Origin of the sequence: Pseudolabrys sp., assembly GCF_050250095.1 — a bacterium.
Taxonomy (GTDB): Bacteria; Pseudomonadota; Alphaproteobacteria; order Rhizobiales; family Xanthobacteraceae; genus Pseudolabrys.
In genome coordinates this window covers 501,371-522,387 of record NZ_JBFWPH010000001.1, presented here as the reverse complement: position 1 = coordinate 522,387, position 21,017 = coordinate 501,371, and the positions used below count along the sequence as shown (strand labels likewise).

Annotated in this window: 21 protein-coding genes; 13 read left to right on the top strand and 8 right to left on the bottom strand. The window is 66.0% G+C overall.

The annotated features are described in order from the left end of the window. Positions 1-42: 42 nt before the first annotated feature. Complete coding sequence (locus tag AB7F10_RS02505) at positions 43-1,272, bottom strand: ABC transporter substrate-binding protein (protein WP_428557849.1); 1,230 nt, start codon at positions 1,270-1,272, stop codon at positions 43-45. A 263-nt stretch (positions 1,273-1,535) separates the two neighbouring features. Between AB7F10_RS02505 and AB7F10_RS02500 the strand changes: the two genes are divergently transcribed. Next, positions 1,536-2,054, top strand: coding sequence for a MarR family winged helix-turn-helix transcriptional regulator (locus AB7F10_RS02500; RefSeq protein ID WP_428557850.1), 519 nt, complete (start codon positions 1,536-1,538; stop codon positions 2,052-2,054). On the opposite strand, the gene AB7F10_RS02495 is transcribed toward AB7F10_RS02500, so the two are convergent. Then, complete coding sequence (locus AB7F10_RS02495) at positions 2,051-3,346, bottom strand: amidase (protein ID WP_428557851.1); 1,296 nt, start codon at positions 3,344-3,346, stop codon at positions 2,051-2,053. The two genes, AB7F10_RS02500 and AB7F10_RS02495, sit on opposite strands and share 4 nt — an antisense overlap. A 102-nt stretch (positions 3,347-3,448) precedes the next feature. Next, positions 3,449-3,739: a GIY-YIG nuclease family protein gene (locus AB7F10_RS02490; RefSeq protein WP_428557852.1), complete on the bottom strand. Its 291-nt coding sequence runs from the start codon at positions 3,737-3,739 to the stop codon at positions 3,449-3,451. A gap of 436 nt (positions 3,740-4,175) precedes the next feature. Here AB7F10_RS02490 and AB7F10_RS02485 point away from each other — a divergent pair, with 436 nt between their 5' ends. From AB7F10_RS02485 to AB7F10_RS02460, 6 genes are all read left to right on the top strand, one after another. Beyond that, positions 4,176-4,898, top strand: coding sequence for a PIG-L deacetylase family protein (locus AB7F10_RS02485; protein WP_428557853.1), 723 nt, complete (start codon positions 4,176-4,178; stop codon positions 4,896-4,898). Beyond that, a complete protein-coding gene (locus AB7F10_RS02480) occupies positions 4,895-5,518 on the top strand; it encodes a glutathione S-transferase family protein (protein WP_428557854.1) in 624 nt (207 codons plus the stop codon). The genes AB7F10_RS02485 and AB7F10_RS02480 overlap by 4 nt, the downstream gene beginning before the upstream one ends. 33 nt (positions 5,519-5,551) lie before the next feature. Further along, positions 5,552-6,244 (top strand): 4-carboxy-4-hydroxy-2-oxoadipate aldolase/oxaloacetate decarboxylase, encoded by a 693-nt coding sequence (locus AB7F10_RS02475; RefSeq protein WP_428557855.1) that lies wholly within the window; start codon positions 5,552-5,554, stop codon positions 6,242-6,244. Then, on the top strand, positions 6,241-6,900 hold the full coding sequence (locus tag AB7F10_RS02470) for a DUF938 domain-containing protein (RefSeq protein ID WP_428557856.1): 660 nt from the start codon (positions 6,241-6,243) through the stop codon (positions 6,898-6,900). Before AB7F10_RS02475 ends, AB7F10_RS02470 begins: the two co-directional genes overlap by 4 nt. Positions 6,901-6,931: 31 nt before the next feature. Next, a complete protein-coding gene (locus AB7F10_RS02465) occupies positions 6,932-7,813 on the top strand; it encodes a phosphate ABC transporter substrate-binding protein (RefSeq protein WP_428557857.1) in 882 nt (293 codons plus the stop codon). A gap of 104 nt (positions 7,814-7,917) precedes the next feature. Then, positions 7,918-8,883, top strand: a complete 966-nt coding sequence (locus AB7F10_RS02460; RefSeq protein ID WP_428557858.1) for a catechol 2,3-dioxygenase — start codon at positions 7,918-7,920, stop codon at positions 8,881-8,883. A 5-nt stretch (positions 8,884-8,888) separates the two neighbouring features. On the opposite strand, the gene AB7F10_RS02455 is transcribed toward AB7F10_RS02460, so the two are convergent. From AB7F10_RS02455 to AB7F10_RS02445, 3 genes are all read right to left on the bottom strand, one after another. Next, on the bottom strand, positions 8,889-10,364 hold the full coding sequence (locus AB7F10_RS02455) for a glycosyltransferase family 39 protein (protein ID WP_428557859.1): 1,476 nt from the start codon (positions 10,362-10,364) through the stop codon (positions 8,889-8,891). A gap of 177 nt (positions 10,365-10,541) precedes the next feature. Then, complete coding sequence (locus AB7F10_RS02450) at positions 10,542-11,507, bottom strand: ABC transporter substrate-binding protein (protein WP_428557860.1); 966 nt, start codon at positions 11,505-11,507, stop codon at positions 10,542-10,544. A 122-nt stretch (positions 11,508-11,629) separates the two neighbouring features. Then, positions 11,630-12,457 (bottom strand): class II aldolase/adducin family protein, encoded by an 828-nt coding sequence (locus tag AB7F10_RS02445; RefSeq protein ID WP_428557861.1) that lies wholly within the window; start codon positions 12,455-12,457, stop codon positions 11,630-11,632. A 321-nt stretch (positions 12,458-12,778) separates the two neighbouring features. Between AB7F10_RS02445 and AB7F10_RS02440 the strand changes: the two genes are divergently transcribed. Then, positions 12,779-13,285 (top strand): hypothetical protein, encoded by a 507-nt coding sequence (locus AB7F10_RS02440; RefSeq protein ID WP_428557862.1) that lies wholly within the window; start codon positions 12,779-12,781, stop codon positions 13,283-13,285. Positions 13,286-13,422: 137 nt separating this feature from the next. On the opposite strand, the gene AB7F10_RS02435 is transcribed toward AB7F10_RS02440, so the two are convergent. Beyond that, on the bottom strand, positions 13,423-14,103 hold the full coding sequence (locus AB7F10_RS02435) for a Fe2+-dependent dioxygenase (RefSeq protein ID WP_428557863.1): 681 nt from the start codon (positions 14,101-14,103) through the stop codon (positions 13,423-13,425). Then, positions 14,100-16,481 (bottom strand): TonB-dependent receptor, encoded by a 2,382-nt coding sequence (locus AB7F10_RS02430; RefSeq protein ID WP_428557864.1) that lies wholly within the window; start codon positions 16,479-16,481, stop codon positions 14,100-14,102. Before AB7F10_RS02430 ends, AB7F10_RS02435 begins: the two co-directional genes overlap by 4 nt. A 261-nt stretch (positions 16,482-16,742) precedes the next feature. On the opposite strand from AB7F10_RS02430, the gene AB7F10_RS02425 reads away from it, so the two are divergent. The 5 genes from AB7F10_RS02425 to AB7F10_RS02405 all read left to right on the top strand — a co-directional run bounded on the left by AB7F10_RS02425 (position 16,743) and on the right by AB7F10_RS02405 (position 21,003). Then, complete coding sequence (locus tag AB7F10_RS02425) at positions 16,743-17,903, top strand: PepSY-associated TM helix domain-containing protein (RefSeq protein WP_428557865.1); 1,161 nt, start codon at positions 16,743-16,745, stop codon at positions 17,901-17,903. Between the two features lie 54 nt (positions 17,904-17,957). Further along, on the top strand, positions 17,958-19,004 hold the full coding sequence (gene exbB / locus AB7F10_RS02420) for a tonB-system energizer ExbB (RefSeq protein WP_428557866.1): 1,047 nt from the start codon (positions 17,958-17,960) through the stop codon (positions 19,002-19,004). Between the two features lie 19 nt (positions 19,005-19,023). After that, on the top strand, positions 19,024-19,449 hold the full coding sequence (gene exbD / locus AB7F10_RS02415; RefSeq protein ID WP_428557867.1) for a TonB system transport protein ExbD: 426 nt from the start codon (positions 19,024-19,026) through the stop codon (positions 19,447-19,449). Beyond that, positions 19,446-20,213 (top strand): energy transducer TonB, encoded by a 768-nt coding sequence (locus tag AB7F10_RS02410; RefSeq protein ID WP_428557868.1) that lies wholly within the window; start codon positions 19,446-19,448, stop codon positions 20,211-20,213. The genes exbD and AB7F10_RS02410 overlap by 4 nt, the downstream gene beginning before the upstream one ends. Positions 20,214-20,400: 187 nt before the next feature. Beyond that, positions 20,401-21,003 (top strand): TIGR02594 family protein, encoded by a 603-nt coding sequence (locus AB7F10_RS02405; RefSeq protein WP_428557869.1) that lies wholly within the window; start codon positions 20,401-20,403, stop codon positions 21,001-21,003. Positions 21,004-21,017: the final 14 nt, after the last annotated feature.

Genomic DNA, 21,017 nt, shown 5'->3' with positions numbered 1-21,017 from the left:
GCCGCGGTCAGGCGGCCGGAGCAGTCGCGCGCGAGAAACGGATCAGCCGCGCTTCATCGGCCAAACGGGCTTGGCATTCGCCGCCTCTTTCGGGGCGAGCGTGACGGTATCGCCGTCGCGATTCTGAATCGCCGAGCACTTCAGCTTGTCGTTCTGGCCCTTCTCATTGAACATGATGCCGGGGCCGGGGCTGACGTTGTCGGTGATGTTGGTCTTGCGGATCGCGTCGGCGAGCGCCTTCGGATCGGCCGAACCCGCACGCTTGTAGGCGTCGGCTGCGACCAGCAGGGCCTCGAACGTATAGACGTGGTTGGTGTTGAGGCCGATGCCCTTGTGGGCCTTGGCGAGCGCGTCCTTGAGGAGCTTGGTCGCCTTCTTGTTCGGGTCATACCACGGCACGAAGCTGATCGGACCGTTGGCGTTCTTGCCCAGCGTCTTGAGATACTGGTCTTCGTACCAGCCGGGGCCGATCGAGAGCACCGCCTGCGGCAGCCAGCGCTGCTTGATCATTTCGCGGGTCAGCAGGATGGCGTCGTTGAGACGGCTCACGGCATAAAGCACGTCGGCGCCGGTCGCCTTGGCCTTGGCCACCTCGACCGAGAGGTCGCGCGCGGCCGGATCGTAGGCGATCTTGTCAACGATCTTGTAGGGCATGTCGAACTTCGGGAACATCGCCTCCGTGCCCTTGAGGATCGCGGTGCCGTAGGTGTCGTTGACGTGCAGCATCACCGCGGTCTTCGGCGCGGAGCCGGCGACCTGGAACACTTCCTTCTGGTTAAGGAAGGCGTCGCGCAGGATCATGGGCCCGGTCGGGAAGTTGCGGAACACGAACTTGTAGCCCTGCTCGGTGATCGGCGGCGCGGCCGCGATGTTGATCACGAAGGGAACGCCCTTCTGCTCGGCGACCTGGGCGATCGCGGTCGACTGGCCGGAGTCGAAGGCGCCGACCAGAAGCTGCGCGCCGTCGGCGATCAGCTTTTCGGCGGTGGTGCGGGCGACGTCGACCTTGGTTTCGGTGTCGCCGTTCATGATCTGGAGTTCGGGCAGGCCCATCTGCTTGAGCACGGCCTTGGCGACGTCGACGCCGCGCTGGCAATCCTGGCCGATACCGGCCTGATAGCCGGAGCGCGGCAGCAGCACGCCAACCTTGAGCGGGCCCGCGGCGCGCACGATGTTGAACGGCGCGGTGCCGGCGAGAATGCCTGCGCCGAGGCCGGCGGTGACAGTGCGGCGCGTGACGAGCGACGCGCCAGTGTGCGTTTTCTTGGACATACGATTCCTCCCTCACGACCCTTACGGGCCTTTGTTCCCATCATGCCGGATTTTACCGGCCTTCAACAAGCGCGGACCAACGCGACCAAAGAACAATGCCGCGCGCGCCACGCGAGCGCGCGCGGACACGAACGTGCCGGCGCCCTTCGACGTTGGCATATTGTTGACTCGGACAACAATTTCGTCAACACCTGACGGTGCAAAAGACGCTTGGCAAAAGGCAGGGTCCAAACGCCGCTGCCCATCCGCGCGAGACCGGCCCGATGAGCGAACGCAAATCCACCCGTCCGGCGGCGCGTCCGGCCAAAGCCGGCACGGCCGCTGCGCTGCGGCGCAAAGGGGCCACGGTGCGGCGCGGCAAGCCGGCGGTCGATCTCGGCATCCTCGAGGACCGGCTCGGCTATTTCATCCGCCGCGCCCAGATCTGGGTGTTCCAGGACTTCATCCGCGGGCTGGCCAGCGTCGACCTGTCGCCGGCGCAGTTTTCCGTCGTGGCGGTGATCGGGGCCAATCCCGGCCTGTCACAGTCGGCCCTGTCCGAGACGCTCGGCATCGAGCGGGCGCGGCTTGCCCGCATGCTGCACGAACTCGGCGACCGCGGCCTGACCCAGCGCCTGCCCTCGCCCAAGGACGCCCGCAGCCACGAGCTGCATCTGACCGCGGAAGGCCAGAAAACCCTCGCCCGCGCCAGGACGCTGTCCGAAGAACACGAGCAGCGCCTGACCAAGAAATTCGGCGGCGAGCGCTACAAGGCGATCAAGACGATCCTGCGGGAGTTTTAGGAGAACAGCCGCTCCACCGCCGCGGCGATACGGAACAGCCGCCGGTCGTGGCCGTTGCGCGTCATCAGCATCAGCCCGCACGGCAGGCCGGAGCCGGGGATCGGCAGCGACACCGCGCACAGATCGAAGAAATTGCCGATCGAGGTGTTACGCAACAGCATGGCGTTCTTCTTGCCGAAGGTCTCGGGATCGAGCATCTCCGCGATGGTCGGCGCGGCGATCGCCGTCGCCGGCAAGGCGAGCACGTCGATGTCGGCGAGCCGCGCATCCATCGCGGCAACCAGCGCCGCGCGTTCCTCACGCATCGCGATGTAGTCGGCCGAGGAAATTTTCGCGGCGCGTTCGATGCGCGTGGCGATCATCGGATCGATTCCGTCTTTCGCGCGCGCGATGCGCTCGCGGTGCACGGCATAGCCTTCGGCCGGCACGATGCCGCCGCGCCGGTGCACCGCGTTCATCGCGTCGAGCAGCGGCAGCGTTTCATGGGTGAGCCGCGCGCCGGCTTTCTCCAGCGCGTCGAGCGCCTGCGGAAACCGTTTCCCCACCGTGTCGTCGAGCGCGTCGAGCGGCATTCCCTGCGCGACGCCGATGCGCAGGCCGGCGAGCGGCGCCGGCTCGAGCGTCCAGGCTGCCTCGCCCGCAATCACCGCGTCGGCACGCGCGCAATCGGCAACCGTCATTGCCATCGGTCCGATGGAGTCGTGCGTCTGCGACAGCGGAAACGCGCCCTCGGTGGAAATGCGCTGCTTCGAGGGCTTGTAGCCGACGATGCCGCACAGCGCCGCGGGAATGCGGGTCGAGCCGCCGGTGTCGCTGCCGATGGTGATCTCGCACATGCCGTCGGCGACCGCGACGGCACCGCCCGAGGTCGAGCCGCCGGGAACGCGCGACCGGTCGGCCGGATTGGCCGGCGTGCCGTAATGCGGATTGGCGCCGACGCCGGAGAAAGCGAACTCCGTCATGTTGGTTTTGCCGACGATGACCGCGCCGGCCGCGCGCAGCCGCCGCACCACCGGCGCATCGGCGTGCGCGATCTTGCCCTCCTCCGCCAGCACCTTCGAGCCGGCGCGCGTCACCTCGCCGGCGACGTCGAACAGGTCCTTGATGGTAACAATCGCGCCGTCGAGGGCCCCGAGCGAAATGCCCTGCCGCGCCCGCGCATCCGCTGCGTCCGCGGCTGCGATCGCCTCGTCGCGATAGACGGTGAGACAGGCGCGCGCGCCTTCGCCATAAGGATCGCCGATGGCGGCAAGCGCCTTGTCGAGACGGGAACGTGCGGAGGGTGAGGTCATGGGTTGGTCTTAGAACGTTGTCGGAATATCTCCAAGACAGAGAATAAACCGACAGTGTTCCCCTCACCGTCATGCCCCGCGAAGGCGGGGCATCCAGTAAACTCAGGGGCTCGCAATGCCTGGATAAAGGTCCGACCAGTTCGGGTTGTTCTCTTCAACAAGCCGAATTTTCCATTTTCGGTTCCATTTCTTGAGACGCTTCTCCCGCCGAATAGCGTTTTCAATATCTTCGTATTGCTCGAAATAGATCAGGCGCTTGACGTCATGTTTTTTGGTAAATCCTTCGACCGCAGCTGATTTATGCTCGTATACGCGGCGAACCAGATCGTTTGTCACGCCGATATAGAGCGTGCCGCCAATACCGCTTGAAAGGATGTAGACGTAGTAGGGCATCCCGCAATGCTTGCGTTTACTGGATCGCCCGCCTCCGCGGGCGATGACAACTCAGTTTAGGCGCAGGCGCACGCCTTTGCCCGCATTGTTTGTCCGGCGCCGGGTCGCCGGTCGTGTCCCGAGAATGAGGCTTCGGGAGGCGCCAGGAGCTTGCGAGGCTCCATATGGCGGGGTTCCTTGCGATCGGACCCGCCCGCGTGCTTTGCGAGAGCACGCGCCGGTTTGCGAAACCGGCTGCGCCTCCCGAAGCATCACCCGCCCGCGCACGACGGCGTTCATGAGACGCCGCCGCATCAGCAGACCTAATAGGATTTATTTCCTTTAGCCTGTCCTGTCAAGACTGCCCTGCAGCGGGCGCGCGAAGGCTCAAACTCCGCGACAAAACGCGCTATAGAAGCGCCCACGCAATTTCGGAAACGATCCAGGGACAAGAAGAATGGCAGACCCAAAAACCGGCCTCGTCGTCACCGCCCATCCCGGCGATTTCGTCTGGCGCGCTGGCGGCGCGATCGCGCTGCACGCCAAGGCCGGCTACAAGATGAAGATCGTCTGCCTGTCGTTCGGCGAGCGCGGCGAAAGCCAGTTCGCCTGGAAGGAAAAGGGCGCGACGCTCGAGAGCGTGAAGGCCGGCCGCAAGGACGAAGCGCAGCGCGCCGCCGACCTGTTGGGCGCCGAGATCGAGTTCTTCGACTGCGGTGACTATCCGCTCAAGCTCAACGAACAGCACTTCGACCGCATGGTCGACATCTATCGCGAGACCAACCCGGCCTTCGTGCTGACCCACGCGCTGGAAGATCCCTACAATTTCGATCACCCGAACGCGGCACACTTTGCACAAGAGACCCGCGTGGTCGCGCAGGCGATGGGCCACAAGCCGGGCGCGCAATACAAGTATTCCGCGCCGCCGGTCTATCTGTTCGAGCCGCACCAGCCGGAGCAGTGCAATTTCAAGCCCGACCTGATCCTGAAGATCGACGACGTCTGGGAAACCAAATACAAGGCGTTCCAGATCCTCGCCGCGCAGAAGCACCTCTGGCACTATTATGAGCGCGTCGCGCTCAACCGCGGCATCCAGGGCTCGCGCAACACCGGCATCCCGATGACCTATGGCGAGGCCTATCAGACGCTGTTCCCGCGCGTCGCGATGGAGCTCGGATGACCCTGAAATTCTACTACGCGCCGCACACCTGCTCGCTCGCCTCGCATATCGCGCTGGAAGAAGCCGGCGCCGACTACGAGGCGATCCGCCTAAGCTTCGCCACGGAAGACCAGCGCAAGGCGGATTATCTCGCTGTCAATCCCAAGGCGCGGGTGCCGGCGCTGGTCACGCCGCGCGGCGTGCTGACCGAAACGCCCGCCCTCCTCCTCTACATCGCGCAGAGCAATCCAAAGGCAGGCATCGCGCCGCTCGACGATCCGTTCGCGCTCGCCGAGGCGCAGGCCTTCAACAGCTATCTGTGCTCGACGGTCCACATCGCGCACGCGCACCGCATGCGCTTCTATCGCTGGGCCGACGACCCCGCCGCGCATGAAGCGATGAAGAAGAAAGTGCCGCAGTCGGTCGGCGAGGCCTTCGCGCTGATCGAGAACGGCATGCTGCGCGGCCCCTGGGTGATGGGCGACACCTACTCGATCTGCGACATGTATCTTTTCACGCTGGCGCAGTGGCTCGAAGGCGACGGCGCCGACCTGACCAAGCTGCCGCGGGTGCTCGACCATCGCGCCCGCATGGCGGCGCGGCCGGTGGTGCAGAAAGTCGTCGCCGACGAAACGCGCTGACGGCCGCCACGCAATTTTGACTGGAGAACTCGCATGAAAACCGTCGTCGTCCGCAACATCCAACGCGCCGATGCCAAGGCGATCGCGACCTTCGAGAAGCTCGGCGCCTCGACCGTGCATGAGGCTTACGGCCGCTACGGCCTGATGAAGCCCTATATGCGGCCGATCTGGGCCGGCGCGACGATCGCCGGGCCGGCGGTCACGATCCTCGCGCAGCCGGGCGACAACTGGATGCTCCACGTCGCCATCGAGCAGTGCAAACCCGGCGACGTCGTGGTGCTCGGCTGCACCGCCGACAACACCGACGGCATGATCGGCGACCTGATCGCCACCTCGCTGAAGGCGCGCGGCGTGAAAGGCGTCGTCATCGACGCCGGCTGCCGCGACGTCGCAACGCTCAAGGACATGGGCTTTCCGATCTGGTCGCGCGCGATCTCCTCGAAAGGCACCGTCAAGGCGACGCTCGGCTCGGTCAACATTCCGGTGGTCTGCGCGGGCGTCAATGTCGAGCCCGGCGACGCCGTGGTGGCCGATGACGACGGCGTGGTCGTCATCCCGAAAAAGTATTGCGCCGAGGTCGCGGCCAAAGCGCAGAAGCGCGCCGACGACGAAGGCGCCAAGCGCGAGAAGCTTGCCTCCGGCGTACTTGGCCTCGACATGTACAACATGCGCGAGCCGCTGGCGAAAGCCGGCCTCGTCTATGTCGACAACCCGGACGACGTGTGACGCCGCGCTTCACGCTCGATTTCGGCAGCGGCGCGACGCCGGAAGCCGACGGCCGGCTGCATGCGCCGGCCTTCACGCGCAACCATGAGCCGATCTGGTCCGCGATCGGGCCGTGGCTCGCGCAGCAAAGCGGCGACGTGCTGGAACTCGCCAGCGGCACCGGCGAGCACAGCGCGGCCTATGCGCCGCGCACGCCGCGCCTGACCTGGTGGCCGAGCGACATGGACAATCCCGCGCATTTCGCCAGCATCCGCGCGTGGCGCGACGCGGCCTCCGCAGCCAACTTGCGCGACCCGCAGCGCATCGACCTGATGGATGCGAACTGGGCGATGAGCGGCCCCTCCCTCGCGGCGATGCTCGCGATCAACGTCACGCACATCTCGCCGTGGCCGGCGACGGAAAACCTGATCGCCGGCGCGGGGCGCTGGCTCAAACCCGGCGGGCGGCTGTTCGTCTACGGGCCGTTCATGAAGGACGGCACGCACACCGCGCCGAGCAACGAGCAATTCGACGCGAGCCTGCGCGCCAGCAATGCGGAGTGGGGCGTGCGCGACATCGCGGCGCTCGCCGCGCTCGGCGAAGCCGCCGGCGCGCCGCTGATCGAGACCGCCGCGATGCCGGCCAACAATTTCACTTTGACATTCGAGAAGGCATAATCGCCCGCTTTCGTGTCTCGTGTGAGGATCGATGCCCGACAAGGTCAAACTGTTCACGCTGCTCGGCGACCATCCGGGCGTCATGCCGTTGAAGCGCGGCGAGGTGACGTCCAACCTCGTGGAATTCGTCTATGACGACGTCAAGGTGCCGAATACCGCCTTCAAGGCGCTGGTGCGCGACGGCAAGTATGACTGCGCCGAACTCGCTATCGTGACGTTCCTGCAGGCCAAGGCATTCGGAAAACCCTACGCTCTGCTCCCGGCGACCGTGATGGGCCGCGGGCAGATGCACACGCTGTTCGTCAACGCACAGAAACCTGTGAAGCCGCAGGACTTGAACGGCAAGCGGATCGGCGCTCGTTCCTACACCGTGACGACCGGCGTGTGGGTGCGCGGCATCCTCGCCGACCTCTACGGCGTCGACTCAAACAGCATCACCTGGGTCACCTTCGAGGACCCGCATGTGGCCGAGTACAGGGACCCGCCGAACGTGGTCCGCGCGCCGGCAGGCGCGACGCTGGAAAGCATGCTGGCGGCGGGCGACATCGACGCCGCCGTGCTCGGCAATGTCGATCAGAAACCTCCTTTGGTGCCGATGTTCCCGGATGCAAAAAGCGTCGACCGCGACTGGGCGGCGGCGAACGGCGGCATCCCGATCAATCACATGATGGTGCTGCGGTCGCAGATCATGGCAGAGCGGCCGGACGTCGCCCGCGAGGTCTACCGGATGCTGGCGGAGTCGAAGGCGAAAGCCTTTCCGCAAGCCCCCTCGCCCGATCCGATCCGCTTCGGCATCGCGGCCAACCGCGCCTCGCTCGACAAGGTCGCCCGCTTCTGCGCCGCGCAAAAGCTGACGCCGCGCGCCCTCACCGTCGAGGAGATGTTCGCGGAGGCCAGCGCCGCGGGGCTCTGAGCGCTGCGCAGTGGGCAGCTTTGCTGCAAATCAAGGTCGATCCGCCCGGCGGCATCGGATAGTGTCCCCGCAAAATTCCCGTTGAGACGACAAGGTACCCGGTCATGGCAGACGCGCCCGAACCCATCATGGATATCGCCCATCTCGGGCATATCGAAATCTTCACGCCGAAATTCGAGGAGAGCGCGCGCTTCTTCACGGAGATTTACGGTCTCACCAAGAGCGGCGAGAAGGGCGACAGCATCTATCTGCGCGGCTATGACGACTATGAGCGCTATTCGCTCAAGCTCACGGCGGCGAAGACCTCCGGCCTCGGCCACGCCGCCTACCGCTGCCGCTCGCCGCAGGCGCTCGAGCGCCGCGCGGCGGCGCTGAAAGGCTCCGGCTTCGACGTCGGCTGGACCGACGGCGACCTCGGCCACGGCAAGACCTTCGTCTGCAAGGATCCGGACGGCCACGTCATCGAGCTTTATTACGAGACGGAGTGGTACCAGCCGCCGACAGAAGAAAAACCTGCACTGAAAAATCAGGCGCAGCGCTATCCCGGCCACGGCATCAATCCGCGCCGCATCGACCACTGGAACGGCTTGGCGGCCGACATCTCGGCCTGCCGCAAATTCTTCGAGGACTATCTCGGCTTCCGCCTGACCGAACGCATCGTGCTGAACGACGGCAGCGAGGCGGGCATCTGGATGACGGCGACAAACAAGTCCTACGACTTCGCCTATACGCGCGACCACACCGGCACGCCGGGCCGCTTCCATCACGTCACCTACGCGCTGAACTCGCGCGAGGAGATCCTGCTCGCCGCCGACTGGTTCCTCGAGAACGGCGTCTATATCGAGACCGGCCCGCACAAGCACGCCGTGCAGCAGACCTTCTTCCTCTATGTCTGGGAGCCGGGCGGCAACCGCGTCGAACTCGCCAATGCCGGCGCGCGGCTGGTGCTCGCGCCCGACTGGAAGCCGATCACCTGGACCGAGGACGAGCGCAAGAAAGGCCAGGCCTGGGGCCTGAAGACCATCGAGTCCTTCCACACCCACGGCACGCCGCCGGTGGCGCACAAGTAGCGTTCTCAGTTGGCGCCGTTGCGCCGTGGCAGTTCGAACAGCGCGACGTGCCGGCCGAGCCTGACCGTCGAAACCGGCACGTCGGCCGCAAGCCATCTGGCGCGGAAATCCGCTTCGGGCACGGCGGTGCCCTGACCGGAACGGCCATACGCCACCCAGACAGCGCTCTCGCCGGCATAGCGCGCGAGCTCCGCGGGATCGGCAATCGCCTTCACTTTCGACGGATCGAGCCGGAACCACGCGCCGTAACGCCGCAGCACGTAAACCGCCATCGGATCGGGCGTGACGACGATATCGGACGGACCGAGATGCTGCGCGAGATAGCGCGCGGCGAGATCCCAGCGCGGTTTGGTTTCGGAGCGGTAATACGGCGTGAGCGCGGCCACGCCGCCTGCCAGCAGCGCCACCGTCGCGATGGTGAAAGCGCGTCGCGGTAGCGCGGCCAGCCCGACGCCGGCCAGCACGACATAAGGCCCGGTACTCCAACTCAGATAACGCGGAATGAGGATCGGCTGGACCAGCGACACGGCGAGCACGAGAACCGGCAGCGCGATCGCCGCGATGCCGCAGACGGACAGCAGCACGGGCTGTCGCCGAAGCTGCCAGGCGCCAGCCGCGGCGAGGATGAGCACGACCGCGCCGAAGCCGGGCGCGAGAGTCGGCAACAGCTCGAAGCTGACGACGTCGGCGATGCGGAACAGATAGACCGAGGAAAACAACGACCGGAGATGCTGCAGGCTGAACGGCGGCAGCCAGCGCAGGCTTTGGCCGGGATCGCTGCGCAGCAGAAGCATCGCGGCAAGACCGGGGAGCCAGATGACAAGGATGATCGCCTGCCGCCGCAGCCATGCGCGCACGAAGGCCCTATCCGGACGCGGTCGTCGCGTCGCGACCAACAGAACGGCGACGTTCGACGCCACCAGCCAGGCGGTGGCGACGAGATGCAGATAGAGCGCGACGGCCGTGCCGAGCGTATAGGCCATCCAGCCGTTACGCGCCCGCGTGTCGCGATCCGGCGTTGAGTCTGGCGGCGGCAATGAACCCGCGATCCTGACAAGGCCCCACAGCGCGATCAGAATGAAGCAGGACACCACCGCATAGGGCCGTGCCTCCTGGCTGAACTGCACGTCGAATGGCGACAGCGCCATCAGCAGGCCCGCGACGAGACCTGCTCTCGCCGAATGCACCCGCGTGGCGATCATCGCGACCAGCACGACGCAAACTGAACCGAAAAACGCCGACGGCAGCCTCAGCAGCCATGCATCGTCGGCGTGGAAAAGCTTGATCAGCGCAAAATAGGTCGGGAAGTGCCGGTTGCTGAGCGCGTTGACCGTCAGGTCGGCGACTGGGCGGCCGCTGCGCCCCCAGGTGATGATTTCATCGAGCCACAGCGGCTTGTCGTCGAGGCCATACAGCCTGAGAGCAAACGCAAACGCGAAGAGGCCGGCGAGAACGGCGTGTGAGGCGCGGATGCGTGCCATCGGCGAATTCTGCCGTGGCACGCCGCGGCGTCAATTGCCGCGCCAATAAAGCCTGCATAAACCGGACATAACGAAACCCGACATGCGAAGGCAGGGCGGAGCACGCGACAAAAGCAACGGGCCGCTGCCCCACGCAGCGGCCCGCCGATCGTCGCCCCAACCGTGACGGCTTGCGCGTCAGCGCTTCGGAATCTGGATGAATTCCGCAAGCTGCTCCTTGGTCAACGGCTTCTCAAGGAACTTCAGCTTCACCGCGTCGCGCACCGCGCCGTCGAGATCCTTCATCTCGTCGGTCTGCAGCGCTTCCTTCGGCTGGAACCGCTTGGCCGAGTCGGTGACGAGCTCGACCGGACGCTTGATTTTCTCGGCGTACATCTGCAGCGCCTTCGGATCGGAATACATCCAGTCCACCGTCTCGCGATACGCCTTCACGAACCGCATGATGGCGTCCTTCTTGGTCTTGAGCGCATCGGCATTGACGATGATCGAGCGCACGGTCTGGCCCTTGAGCGAGGGCACGTCGCTGCCGCGGGCGACCATGCGGATCTTGCCGTCCTTCATTTCCTGCAGGCCGAACGGCGGCGCCGCCCAGCCGATATCGACCTGGCCGGACATCACCGCGGTCAGCGTCGCCGCCGGACCGCCGGTCTTGGTCGGCTTCGCCTTGGCGCCGAGCTCGTTGACGAAGGCGAGCACGATGTTGTTCGACGAGGAGCCGCTGGTTGAATAGGCAATCGTGTTCGAGTCCGTGGCGTCCTTCAGGGTTTTGATCGGCGAGTCCGCCTTGACGTACCAGTACAGGTCGCCCGTGCCGGTGAAGGCCGGCAGCAGAATGCGCACCGGCGCGCCCTTCGAGAAGGCGCGCATCGCGCCGGCGACGCCGACGCCGGCGCCGAGATCGGCGGAGCCGGAGATGACGCCCTGCAGCGTCTCGCCCGCGCCCTGCGTGCCGGTCGCCTCGATCTTGAGGTTGTACTTCTTGAAGATGCCGGCGGCCTCGCCGAGCGTCGGCGCCTGATTTTCCCAGTTGTTGATCTGGCCGATCACGATCTTCAGCGTGTCCTCGGCGTGAGCGCTGGCCATGCCGAGCGCGAGAACGCCGGCAATGCCGAGCATCCCCGCCAGAGTGCGATGCTGTTTCATGGATATCCTCCCTGTTCCCGTTTACGTCGCGCGGTCTTGCCGCCGCTCTCGGCGGCCATTCAATGTGATTTAGCCGCCGAGCGAAAGCGCAAATTTGCAGCGCAGCGCGGTGCGCCGCGGCCTCAGCCGCGGCGACGCTTTTTCGCGGCCCGAAACTTCGGCTTGCTCTTGCTCGCCGATTTCGCCGAGGACTTCGACGACGACGCTCTGGACGCCGAGCCACCCGGCGGCATGCCGCCAGCATCCGAAAGATGACGCAGCCAGACTTCCCATGCGCGATTGAGACCGGTCGTCGAGGTCGCAATGTCGCCGGAGATTTTCGCATCGCCCGGCGACAGCGGATCGAGGCTTCCCGCGTTGGCGGCGGCGACCTGATACTCGGCGTTCTTGGCGGAGTAGATCGCGCGGAACACGCAGGCCTGCAGGCTTGCGCCGACCACGGTGACGCCGTGACGGTTCATCAGCACCATGTTGTGCAAGGCAAGCCGGGCTGCGAGCGAAGCACCCTCCTCCGGCGTCACCACCAGATAATTGCAGTCGCCGAATTCCTTGCGCTGGTCCCAGAACGGCGGCTTGATGCCGCCGATCGCGCCGAGGTGAAACACCGGAACGAAATCGATCCCGCAAACCACGAGCGGCATGAAGGCCGGCGCATGGTGATGACACACCGCCATGACGTCCGGCCGCGCCTTGTAGATCTCGCCGTGGATGACGCGCTCGGAATAGAGCGGCGAATGGTTCTTGTCGATCGGGTTTGAATCGAGATCGAATTCCAGAATGTCGCCCGGCTCGACGAGCTGCGGCGCGCGCGACCGCGACAGCAGATAGCGGTTCGGATTGGTCGGGTGCCGCGCGCTGGTATGCCCGAAGGCGTCGAAGATGCCTTCATTGGCCAGGATGCGGTTGGCGATGGAAAGCTCGGTACGCACAGCGTTGAGTGTGTCGGCCACGGTCATGTTCCTGAAGCGATTGACGGGTCCGCACCGGCGCGGACCGCGGGCATTGTGTCACCTCCGCCGCCGCGCGTGCGAGTGAAACCGCCGGTTGCGGAGCGGCCGCCCATTTTTGCAGAGCATGTGGAAAGTCCCAAAGCGGGACAGCGCCGACGCCCGCGCCGGGGCCGGACCGTGAATGAAAACGCAACAAAACGACGTGGCTGGCGCCCCGATCCGGGACAGCGCCCCGGCAGGTTAAAAATCCCTTTACAAAGATGGTTAACGCGTCAAAAATGAAGTTCTACTCGGTACTTACATGGTTAATGGAGTGATCCGATGAGGCACTTGTATTCCGCGTTTTTGGCTCTGCTGATCGTCGGGTCGGCGGGCTATGTCACCTCTCCGGCGCAGGCCGGTGGCTACCGCTACGATCCGGGCTGTAACTGTAACCGCCCGATCGACTCGACGCGCACGGTGCGCGAGGCCCCGCGCGTGATCTACAACACCCGCGTGGTCAACACCCGCCGGGTGGTTCCGCGCTACCGCACCGAAGAGCGCAACCAGCTCGTCGTTCACGTCCGCCCGGTGATCCGCAAGGACGTCGTCGTGCACCGCGAGCACGTCCACTACCAGAACATCGTGACGCGCCGCATCAACACGATCAACCGCTATCGTGAAGAAGAGCGTTACGGCGGCGTCGAGCACCGTCGCGGTGGCGTGTCCACCTCGTCGAGCACGGTCGTTCGCACCGTTCAGGGCACGAACTGCAACTGCGGCGGCAGCGAGCGTGTCGCGGTCGGCGGCGGCGGCGGTTATCGCCAGGCCGTGTCCTACCGTTACTGATCGTCGATCCTGTCAGCGTCTCACCGCGATTGACAGCAAGCCGCCCCGTGGTTTCCACGGGGCGGTTTCGTTTTGGGAGATGAGAGCGCCCTGCCGCTTTTCGGGATCATGCCCTGGCGGCGCGTCCGGCCGCGCGGTCAGACCTCGGCCCACTGCCGCAGCAGGTTGTGATAGACGGCCGTCAGCTCGACCACCGACGCATGCTGGGGATGGTCGCCGGCGACGCGCATGATCGCCATATCGAGATCGAACAGCAGCGAACGCTTGCTCTCGTCGCGGATCATGCTCTGCGTCCAGAAGAACGAGGCGATGCGCGAGCCGCGGGTGATCGGCGTGACGTGGTGCAGCGAGGTCGCCGGATAGACGATCATGTCGCCGGCCGGCAGCTTCACCGAATGACGGCCATAGGTGTCCTCGACGACCAGTTCGCCGCCGTCATAATCCTCCGGCGCGGAGATGAACAAGGTCGATGAGACGTCGGTGCGGATGGTGATGCCGCTCGCGGCATGGCTGCGCACCGAATTGTCGACGTGGGCGCCGAAGGTCATGCCGGCGTCGTACCGGTTGAACAGCGGCGGGAACACCTGCTTCGGCAGCACCGCGGAGGTGAACAGCTGGCTGCGCGCGAGCGCCTGCAGCACCATGCCGCCGAGTTCACGCGCTTCCGGAGCGCTCTCCGGAAGCTGCAGGTTGTTCTTCACCTGAGACGACTGGTGGCCGGCCGTGACCTTGCCGTCCACCCAGGCCGCCTTCGTCATCACCTCGCGGCAACGTGCGACCTGCTCGGCGGTCAGCACGTTGGGGATGCGCACCATCATGGCAGGAGTGTAGGCGGTTCGAGGCGCACACGCCAGGACAGCATGGCCCAGCGGCCGGACGCCGGCACCGCGTGGCCTCCATAATACTGCGCGTAATAATGCTCGTCGGCGAGATTGTAGATGTTGAGCTGGATGGTCGAGTACTTGTCCACCTTGAAGCTCGCCATGGCGTCGAACCGCCAGTACTCCGGCACATAGGCCGTGTTGGTCGTGTTGACGTAAGCCATCGACTGATAGACCGCGCCGCCGCCGACCGTGAAGCGCGACGTCAGGTCGTAGGTCGACCACAGCGTGAAATTGTGCTCCGGCGTGTTGGGGAGCCGCCTGCCCAGTTCGGCGAGATTGGTCGTCTCGGCGATTTCCGACTTCAGATAGCTGTAGCCGGCGGTGATCTGCCAGGCGTCGGTGAGCCGGCCGGACAGGCCAAGCTCGATACCTTCGACGCGCGCGAGCCCGTCGAGCACGAGGAACTGCTGCGCCGTCGGCGCCGAAGGATCGTTCGGGATGCGCAGATTGGTCTTCTCGATGCGGAATACCGCACCGCTCAACGTGACCTTGCCACCCATCGCGTCGTATTTGGCGCCCAGCTCATACGAGATGTTCTTTTCCGGCGCGAGCGTGACGCTCGCCGAATTGTTCGCGCTCGACGACAGCGTGCCCAGTTCCGCCGACGGGTTGTAGGAATTGCCGTAGGCGAAATAGATGCTGGCGTTCGAGACCGGGTGGAACACGATGCCGTAACGCTGGCTGAACATGTTGTCGGTGCGCGACAGCTCCCGGTTCGCTCCGGTCGCGGCTTCGTCGACATAGTTGGTCGAGAAACGATCGTTGCGCAGCGAAATCAAAAGCTCGAAGAACCGCGTAATCTTGATTTGATCGGAAATATAGAGCGCGACGTTATCCGACGTGGTGTGGTTCGGCGCCGTGACGTCGTAGCGATCCGTGGCGACGGTGTTCAAACCGGGATTGATCAGGCTGGTGCGGCAGGCCGCTGCGGTCTGTGAGCACAGGTCGACGCGAGTCTGGTCGCGGGTCTCGCGACTCAACTCAACGCCGGTTGCAAAGGTGTGCCTGAGCATGCCGGTTTCGAACTTGCCGGTCAGATCCGTCTGGTTGACGAGGTAGCTCGCGTCGGTGACCCGGTTGCGGCGCTCGCGGCCGATCGTCATCAGATCGACCGGATAGCCGGCCGAGGCGATGCCGCCGCTGGTGCCGCTGGCAAACACCGTGTTCGCGGCGTTGCCGAGCGCACGCGGCGCGGTCACCGTCGAGTCGCGGACATTGGAGATGAAGCGGGTGCCGTTGGTCACCTTGAAACGGTCGCCGAGCTGGCGCTCGATCAGCGCCGTGACGATGTGGGTTTCGGTGGTGGTCAGGTCGCGGAACGGCCCGTTCTCGATGCCGTACCAGAGCTTGCGGGACACCGGCACCGGCGTCACCGCCGAGCCATTGCCGTTGTATCCCGGATTGGTCAGCGCGCCGGTGCTGGAACTGTAAGCCGGCTGCGGCAGATAGGGCTGCCCGTAGTCCTGCGAGCCCTCTTCGCCCTGATAGACATAGGACAGCGTCGCCTTGGTGGCCTCGTCGAGCTGCAGCGACGCCGACGGGGCGACACCCCAGCGCTTGGTGTAGACGTTGTCGCGGGTCGGCGTATCGATGTTCTGCGCCGTCGCGGCGATGCGGCCGGAGACGTTGCCGACCTTGCCGCCGGTGTCGAGATCCGCACGGACGCCGGGGCCGGTGGTGCCGCTGACCGTGCCTTCGACGAAGGTGTTGCCGGTCGGCAGCTTCGAGGCGTTGTTGATCGCGCCGCCGGTCGAACCGCGGCCGAAGGCGAAGGCCGACGGGCCCTTGTAGACTTCGACGCGGTCGATCGAGAACAGGTCGCGCGTGTACCAACCCGGATCGCGGAAGCCGTCGCGGAAGATGTCGCCGCGCGCGGCGAAACCGCGGATGATCGGACTGTCGCCCTGCTGGCCGCCTTCGCCGGCGCTGAAGGTGATGCCGACGACGTTGCGCAGCGCCTCTTCCATCGTCGAGACGCGCTGGTCCTTGATGACCTGCTGCGGCACGACGTTGACCGTCTGCGGCGTGTCGAGCAGCGGCGTCTGCAGGCGCGTGATCGACTGCTGCGTCGCCTGATAGCCGCTGTCGTTGCCGGCATTGACGTCGATGGTCGGCAGCGCGACGCCGCTTTCCTGCGCGGAGGCCGCGGCCGCCGCCATCAGCGAGGCAAGGCTGACCGCGGTGCCGAGCAGCGCCGCATGACGCGCGAGCCGGTTCGGCGCGCCGGTGCGCCCGATGCCGCCAGCCGAATTGTCCGAGAAATCCGTCGAAAAACGCGTCGCATTCGGCGCGTGCCGGTCAACTGCCACCATTTGAAGCCCCCGCAACAAATACTGTAGCTTAGAACTACTCTAAGCTATTGATTTTTATCGCTTATCCTTTCTTTTCGAAGCATGCGGCAGCCACACAGGTCAAGCGCCAAGTAAATTATCCAGTATTCGTTGATTAGAATAAATACAAACTGAATATTCGCCTCTTTAGAATGCTTCAAATCATTGCAAAACCTCAAGTTTCTGGTTCCTTCTGTTTGAGGCCCTGCTATAGGGTGCCCCATTCAGGCTAGGATCAAGGTGATGGCGACCTCGCGGACACGCGCCCTGCGGCAATTGTGGCTCAACATCCATCTCTGGATCGGCATCGGCCTGGCGATCCTGCTCATCCCGATTTCGATTTCGGGCGGGCTGCTGGTGTTCCACGACGAATTCGACGGCATGCTCAACCCGCATCGCTACGCGGTCAGCGGACCGCAGCGGGCGCTCCCGCTGTCGGACTATCTCGCCCGCGCGGGCGAAGCGGTTGCCGGGGCCGCCGACGACCTCCGGCCCGCCGCGCTGCGGCTGCCGGCCGAGCCGGGCGCTCCGCTGCAGGTGCAGACTCGCGCGCAGAAGAGCGAGCCCGGCCAGCGCCCGCGCTTCGTCACGGTCTATCTCGATCCGCCCACGGGCCGCGTGCTCGACGTGGTCGATTTCCGCGCGTCGCTGTTCGGCTTCCTGCATGTGTTCCACGAGAACCTGACGATCCCGCAATATTCCGGCCGCCAGATCGTCGGCTGGGCCGGCGTCGGCATGCTGATCCTGTCGCTGTCCGGCATCTATCTGTGGTGGCCGCGCGGCGGCTTTCTGCGGGGCCTGCGCTGGAGCCGCTCGACGCGCTTCACCTACAACCTGCATCACATGACGGGGTTCTGGATTTCGATCCCGCTCGCCGCCGTTTCGCTGACCGGGATCTATCTGTCGTTCCCGCAGACGGCGCGCACGGCGATGGCGTCGGTCGCGACGATGACGCCGCCGGGACCGCGCGGCTTCGGGCCGGTCGTGGCGGCGCCGACGCTCACCGCCGACAAGGCGCTCGACATCGCACTCGCGCAGAATACCGGCGCGACGGCGCGCGCAATCTTTCTCCCAGCCGCCGCCCGCGGCAATCGCGGCCCGGCGCCGGCGTGGCGCGTGCAGATGGAACGCGCCGACGGCATGGCGCTCAACGTCACGGTCAGCGATCGCGACGGCACGGCGGCGATCCTGCCGGCGCCGCAATCCGGCGACAAGGCGGCGCGCTGGATCCGCTGGATTCACGAGGGCAGCAACAGCGGCCCGGTGTGGAAGGCGCTGGTGTTCGCAACCGGCGTGCTGCCGACGGTGTTTGCCGTTACCGGCACGATCATGTGGCTGCGGCGGCGCGCCGTGCGCAGAGGCGCGGCGGCGGTCCCGGAGACACAATTGCGTCCCGCAGAGTAAGTAAAAGACAGAACGAGTTGAGATAGTGCAGTCATGTCAAGCGAGCGGCCGATCATGAATTCCGTCATCCTTCATTTCCTCCGGCGGCACAGCGCCGCGATCATGCTCGCCGCCGCGCTGCTGCCCGCCGCGGCGCTGGCGCAGACCAGTGCGCCGCCGCCGAGCACGCCCGCCAGCCCGCCGCCGGCCGTAACGACGCCCGCCGCTCCCGCGCAATCCACTCCGGCGCAGTCCGTGACGCCAGCCGCTCCGGCAACGCCGGCGCCAGCCGCCAACCCTGCGTCGACCGCTGCGCCGGGAGACGCCGCAGCCCCGGCTGCGCCGGGCGCGACTGCACCGGCGGTTCCCGCGCCTGGCGCCGCGCCAAGCGCCGTGCCAAGCATCGCGCTGACGCTGCCGCGGGATCTTTCCCCGTGGGGCATGTTCATGCAGGCCGACATCGTCGTGAAGGCGGTGATGGTGGGCCTCGCCTTCGCCTCGCTGCTGACCTGGACGATCTGGTTCGCCAAGGCGCTGGAGATTTTCGGCGCGCGCGCGCGGCTGCGCAGCGACATGCAGCGGATCGAAAACGCGCCCTCGCTGATCGAATGCACGCAGACCTTCGGCACGCGGCGCAGTTCGGCCTCGATGCTGGTTCACGCCGCGATGACGGAAATCGAGCAATCGGCCGATGCGATCGACCGCGAGGGCGTGAAAGAGCGCGTCGCGTCGCGGCTCGAGCGGCTCGAAGCCGCGGCCGCGCGCCGCATGATCCGCGGCACCGGCCCGCTCGCCACCATCGGCGCGACCGCCCCCTTCGTCGGCCTGTTCGGCACCGTGTGGGGCATCATGAACAGTTTCATCGGCATTTCGAAATCGCAGACCACCAACCTCGCGGTGGTCGCCCCCGGCATCGCCGAGGCGCTGCTCGCAACCGCGCTCGGCCTCGTCGCCGCGATCCCGGCCGTGGTGATGTACAATCTGCTGTCGCGCTGGACCGCCGGCTATCGCGCCCAGTATGGCGACGCCTCGGCGGCCGTGCTGCGGCTGGTCAGCCGCGACCTCGACCGCGAACTCTACGGACGCCGCACCGGCCACCGGCCGCGCGCGGCGGCGGAATAAGACGGACCGGACGCAAGATATGGCCGCAAAGCTCGACCACGGCGACGACTCGCTCGGCGAACTGCACGAGATCAACGTCACGCCCTTCATCGACGTGATGCTGGTGCTGCTGATCATCTTCATGATCGCGGCGCCGCTCGCCACCGTCGACATCTCCGTCGATCTGCCCTCCTCGACCGCCGAGCGCCAGCCCCGGCCGGACAAGCCGCTGTTCGTCACGCTGAAGTCCGATCTTTCCGTCACGCTCGGCAACGACACGATCCAACGCAACGGCATCGGCGCCGCGCTCGACAGCGCGACCTCCAACGACAGGGAACAGCGGGTGTTCCTGCGCGCCGACAAGAGCGTGCCCTATGGCGAGTTGATGACGCTGATGAACGAGCTGCGCACGGCCGGCTATCTGCACGTCGCGCTCGTTGGACTGGAGTCGGTGCAGAAGCCATGATCGCAACCGGCGCCAAAGCCGCGTTCCGCGAACACGGCCTCACCCTCGCGCGCTGGAGCGGCTGCGTGGTGCTGGCGGTCGCGTTTCATGCCGCCGGCATCGCCGGGCTGTTCGCCCGCTGGACCGACAGCGCGGAATCGATTGCGACGGCGCCGGTGATGCTGGTCGACTTCGCGCCGGCCGCGGTCGCGCCGACCACGGAAGAACTCCAGCTGCCGCCCGGCCCGCTCCAGGCGGAAGCCGAGCCCGAACCGGAACCCGAGCCGCCGCCGGAGCCGGAACTCGACCTGAAGCCGGAACCCGCGCCGAACCCGATGATCGCGGTCGCGCCGGTGCCGCCGCCGAAGCCGATCGAGCCGGAAAAGCCGAAGAAGAAAAAACAGAAGCGCCGCAGCGTTGCGAGCGCGCCGAGCCCGGCGGAGCACCGAGCCTCGCAAACCGCAGCGCCGGCGCCGGGCGCCGCCTCGCGCCATTCCAATGCGCTGCCGACCTGGCGCTCGATGCTCGCAGCCCGCCTCGAACGCGCCAAGCGCTACCCGTCCGAAGCGCGCTCGCGCGGCGACCAGGGCGTCGCCTATCTCGCCTTCACCATCGACCGCAACGGCGGCGTCCACGGCGCGCGCATCGCGCGCTCGTCCGGCTCATCGATCCTCGACCGCGAGACGCTCGCGCTTCTGTCGCGCGCAGAGCCGCTGCCGCCGCCGCCCACCGAACTCGGCCGCTCGATCTCGATCACGGTGCCGATCCGCTACACCATGCGTTGAGACGCTGCCGCGTTAACCATGCCGCAAGACAGGCGGCCGGTTTACGCTGCTTTTTCTTGCACCAGCCTCACATCCCCGGAAAAAATGGCCGCAGCGGTTAACCACGTTTGCGGTGTACGCCCTTCCGCGAATGCAGACGTGGTCAAACCGTTCGAACCAAGACCGGTTCCGAAGCGGATGCGATGAGATGAAAATCGCCGGTGCAATTCTGGCTCTTACGGTCGCGCTCACCGCGGCCGCGCCGGCCCATGCCAACAATCAGGCCAGCGGCAAACGGCCGGCGCGTTTTGCCGACGTCACGCCGATGGAGACGATTGCGCGCAGCCGGACCGACGCAGCCGATATCGCCGCCTCGGTGCCCGGCGCCGGCGCGGTGCTGCTCGAGGCGCTGCGCTATCGCGGCCGCAACGCCAAGCAGCTCGGCCTGCCGACGCAGTTGTGGTGCGCCGACTTCATGAACATGATCCTCCGCAAGGTCGGCGGCAAAGGCACCCACTCGCGCGCGGCGCGCTCGTTCCTGAGCTTCGGCAAGAAGCTCGACAGCCCCCGCGTCGGCGCCATCGTGATCTTCCGCCGCGGCGGCCCGAACAACGGCCATGTCGGCATCGTGCGCGGCACCGACGGCGCCGGCAACCTGATCGTCATCTCCGGCAACCACGGCAACAAGGTTCAGGAGAGCCGATACCCGACCAGCCGCGTGCTCGGCTACATGATGCCGCCGCAATACGTGCTCGACGACATCGCCAACGCGGCCCGCGCCGAGGCGCGCGCCGAAGCACTCGGCCGTTAACACCTTCACGCTTT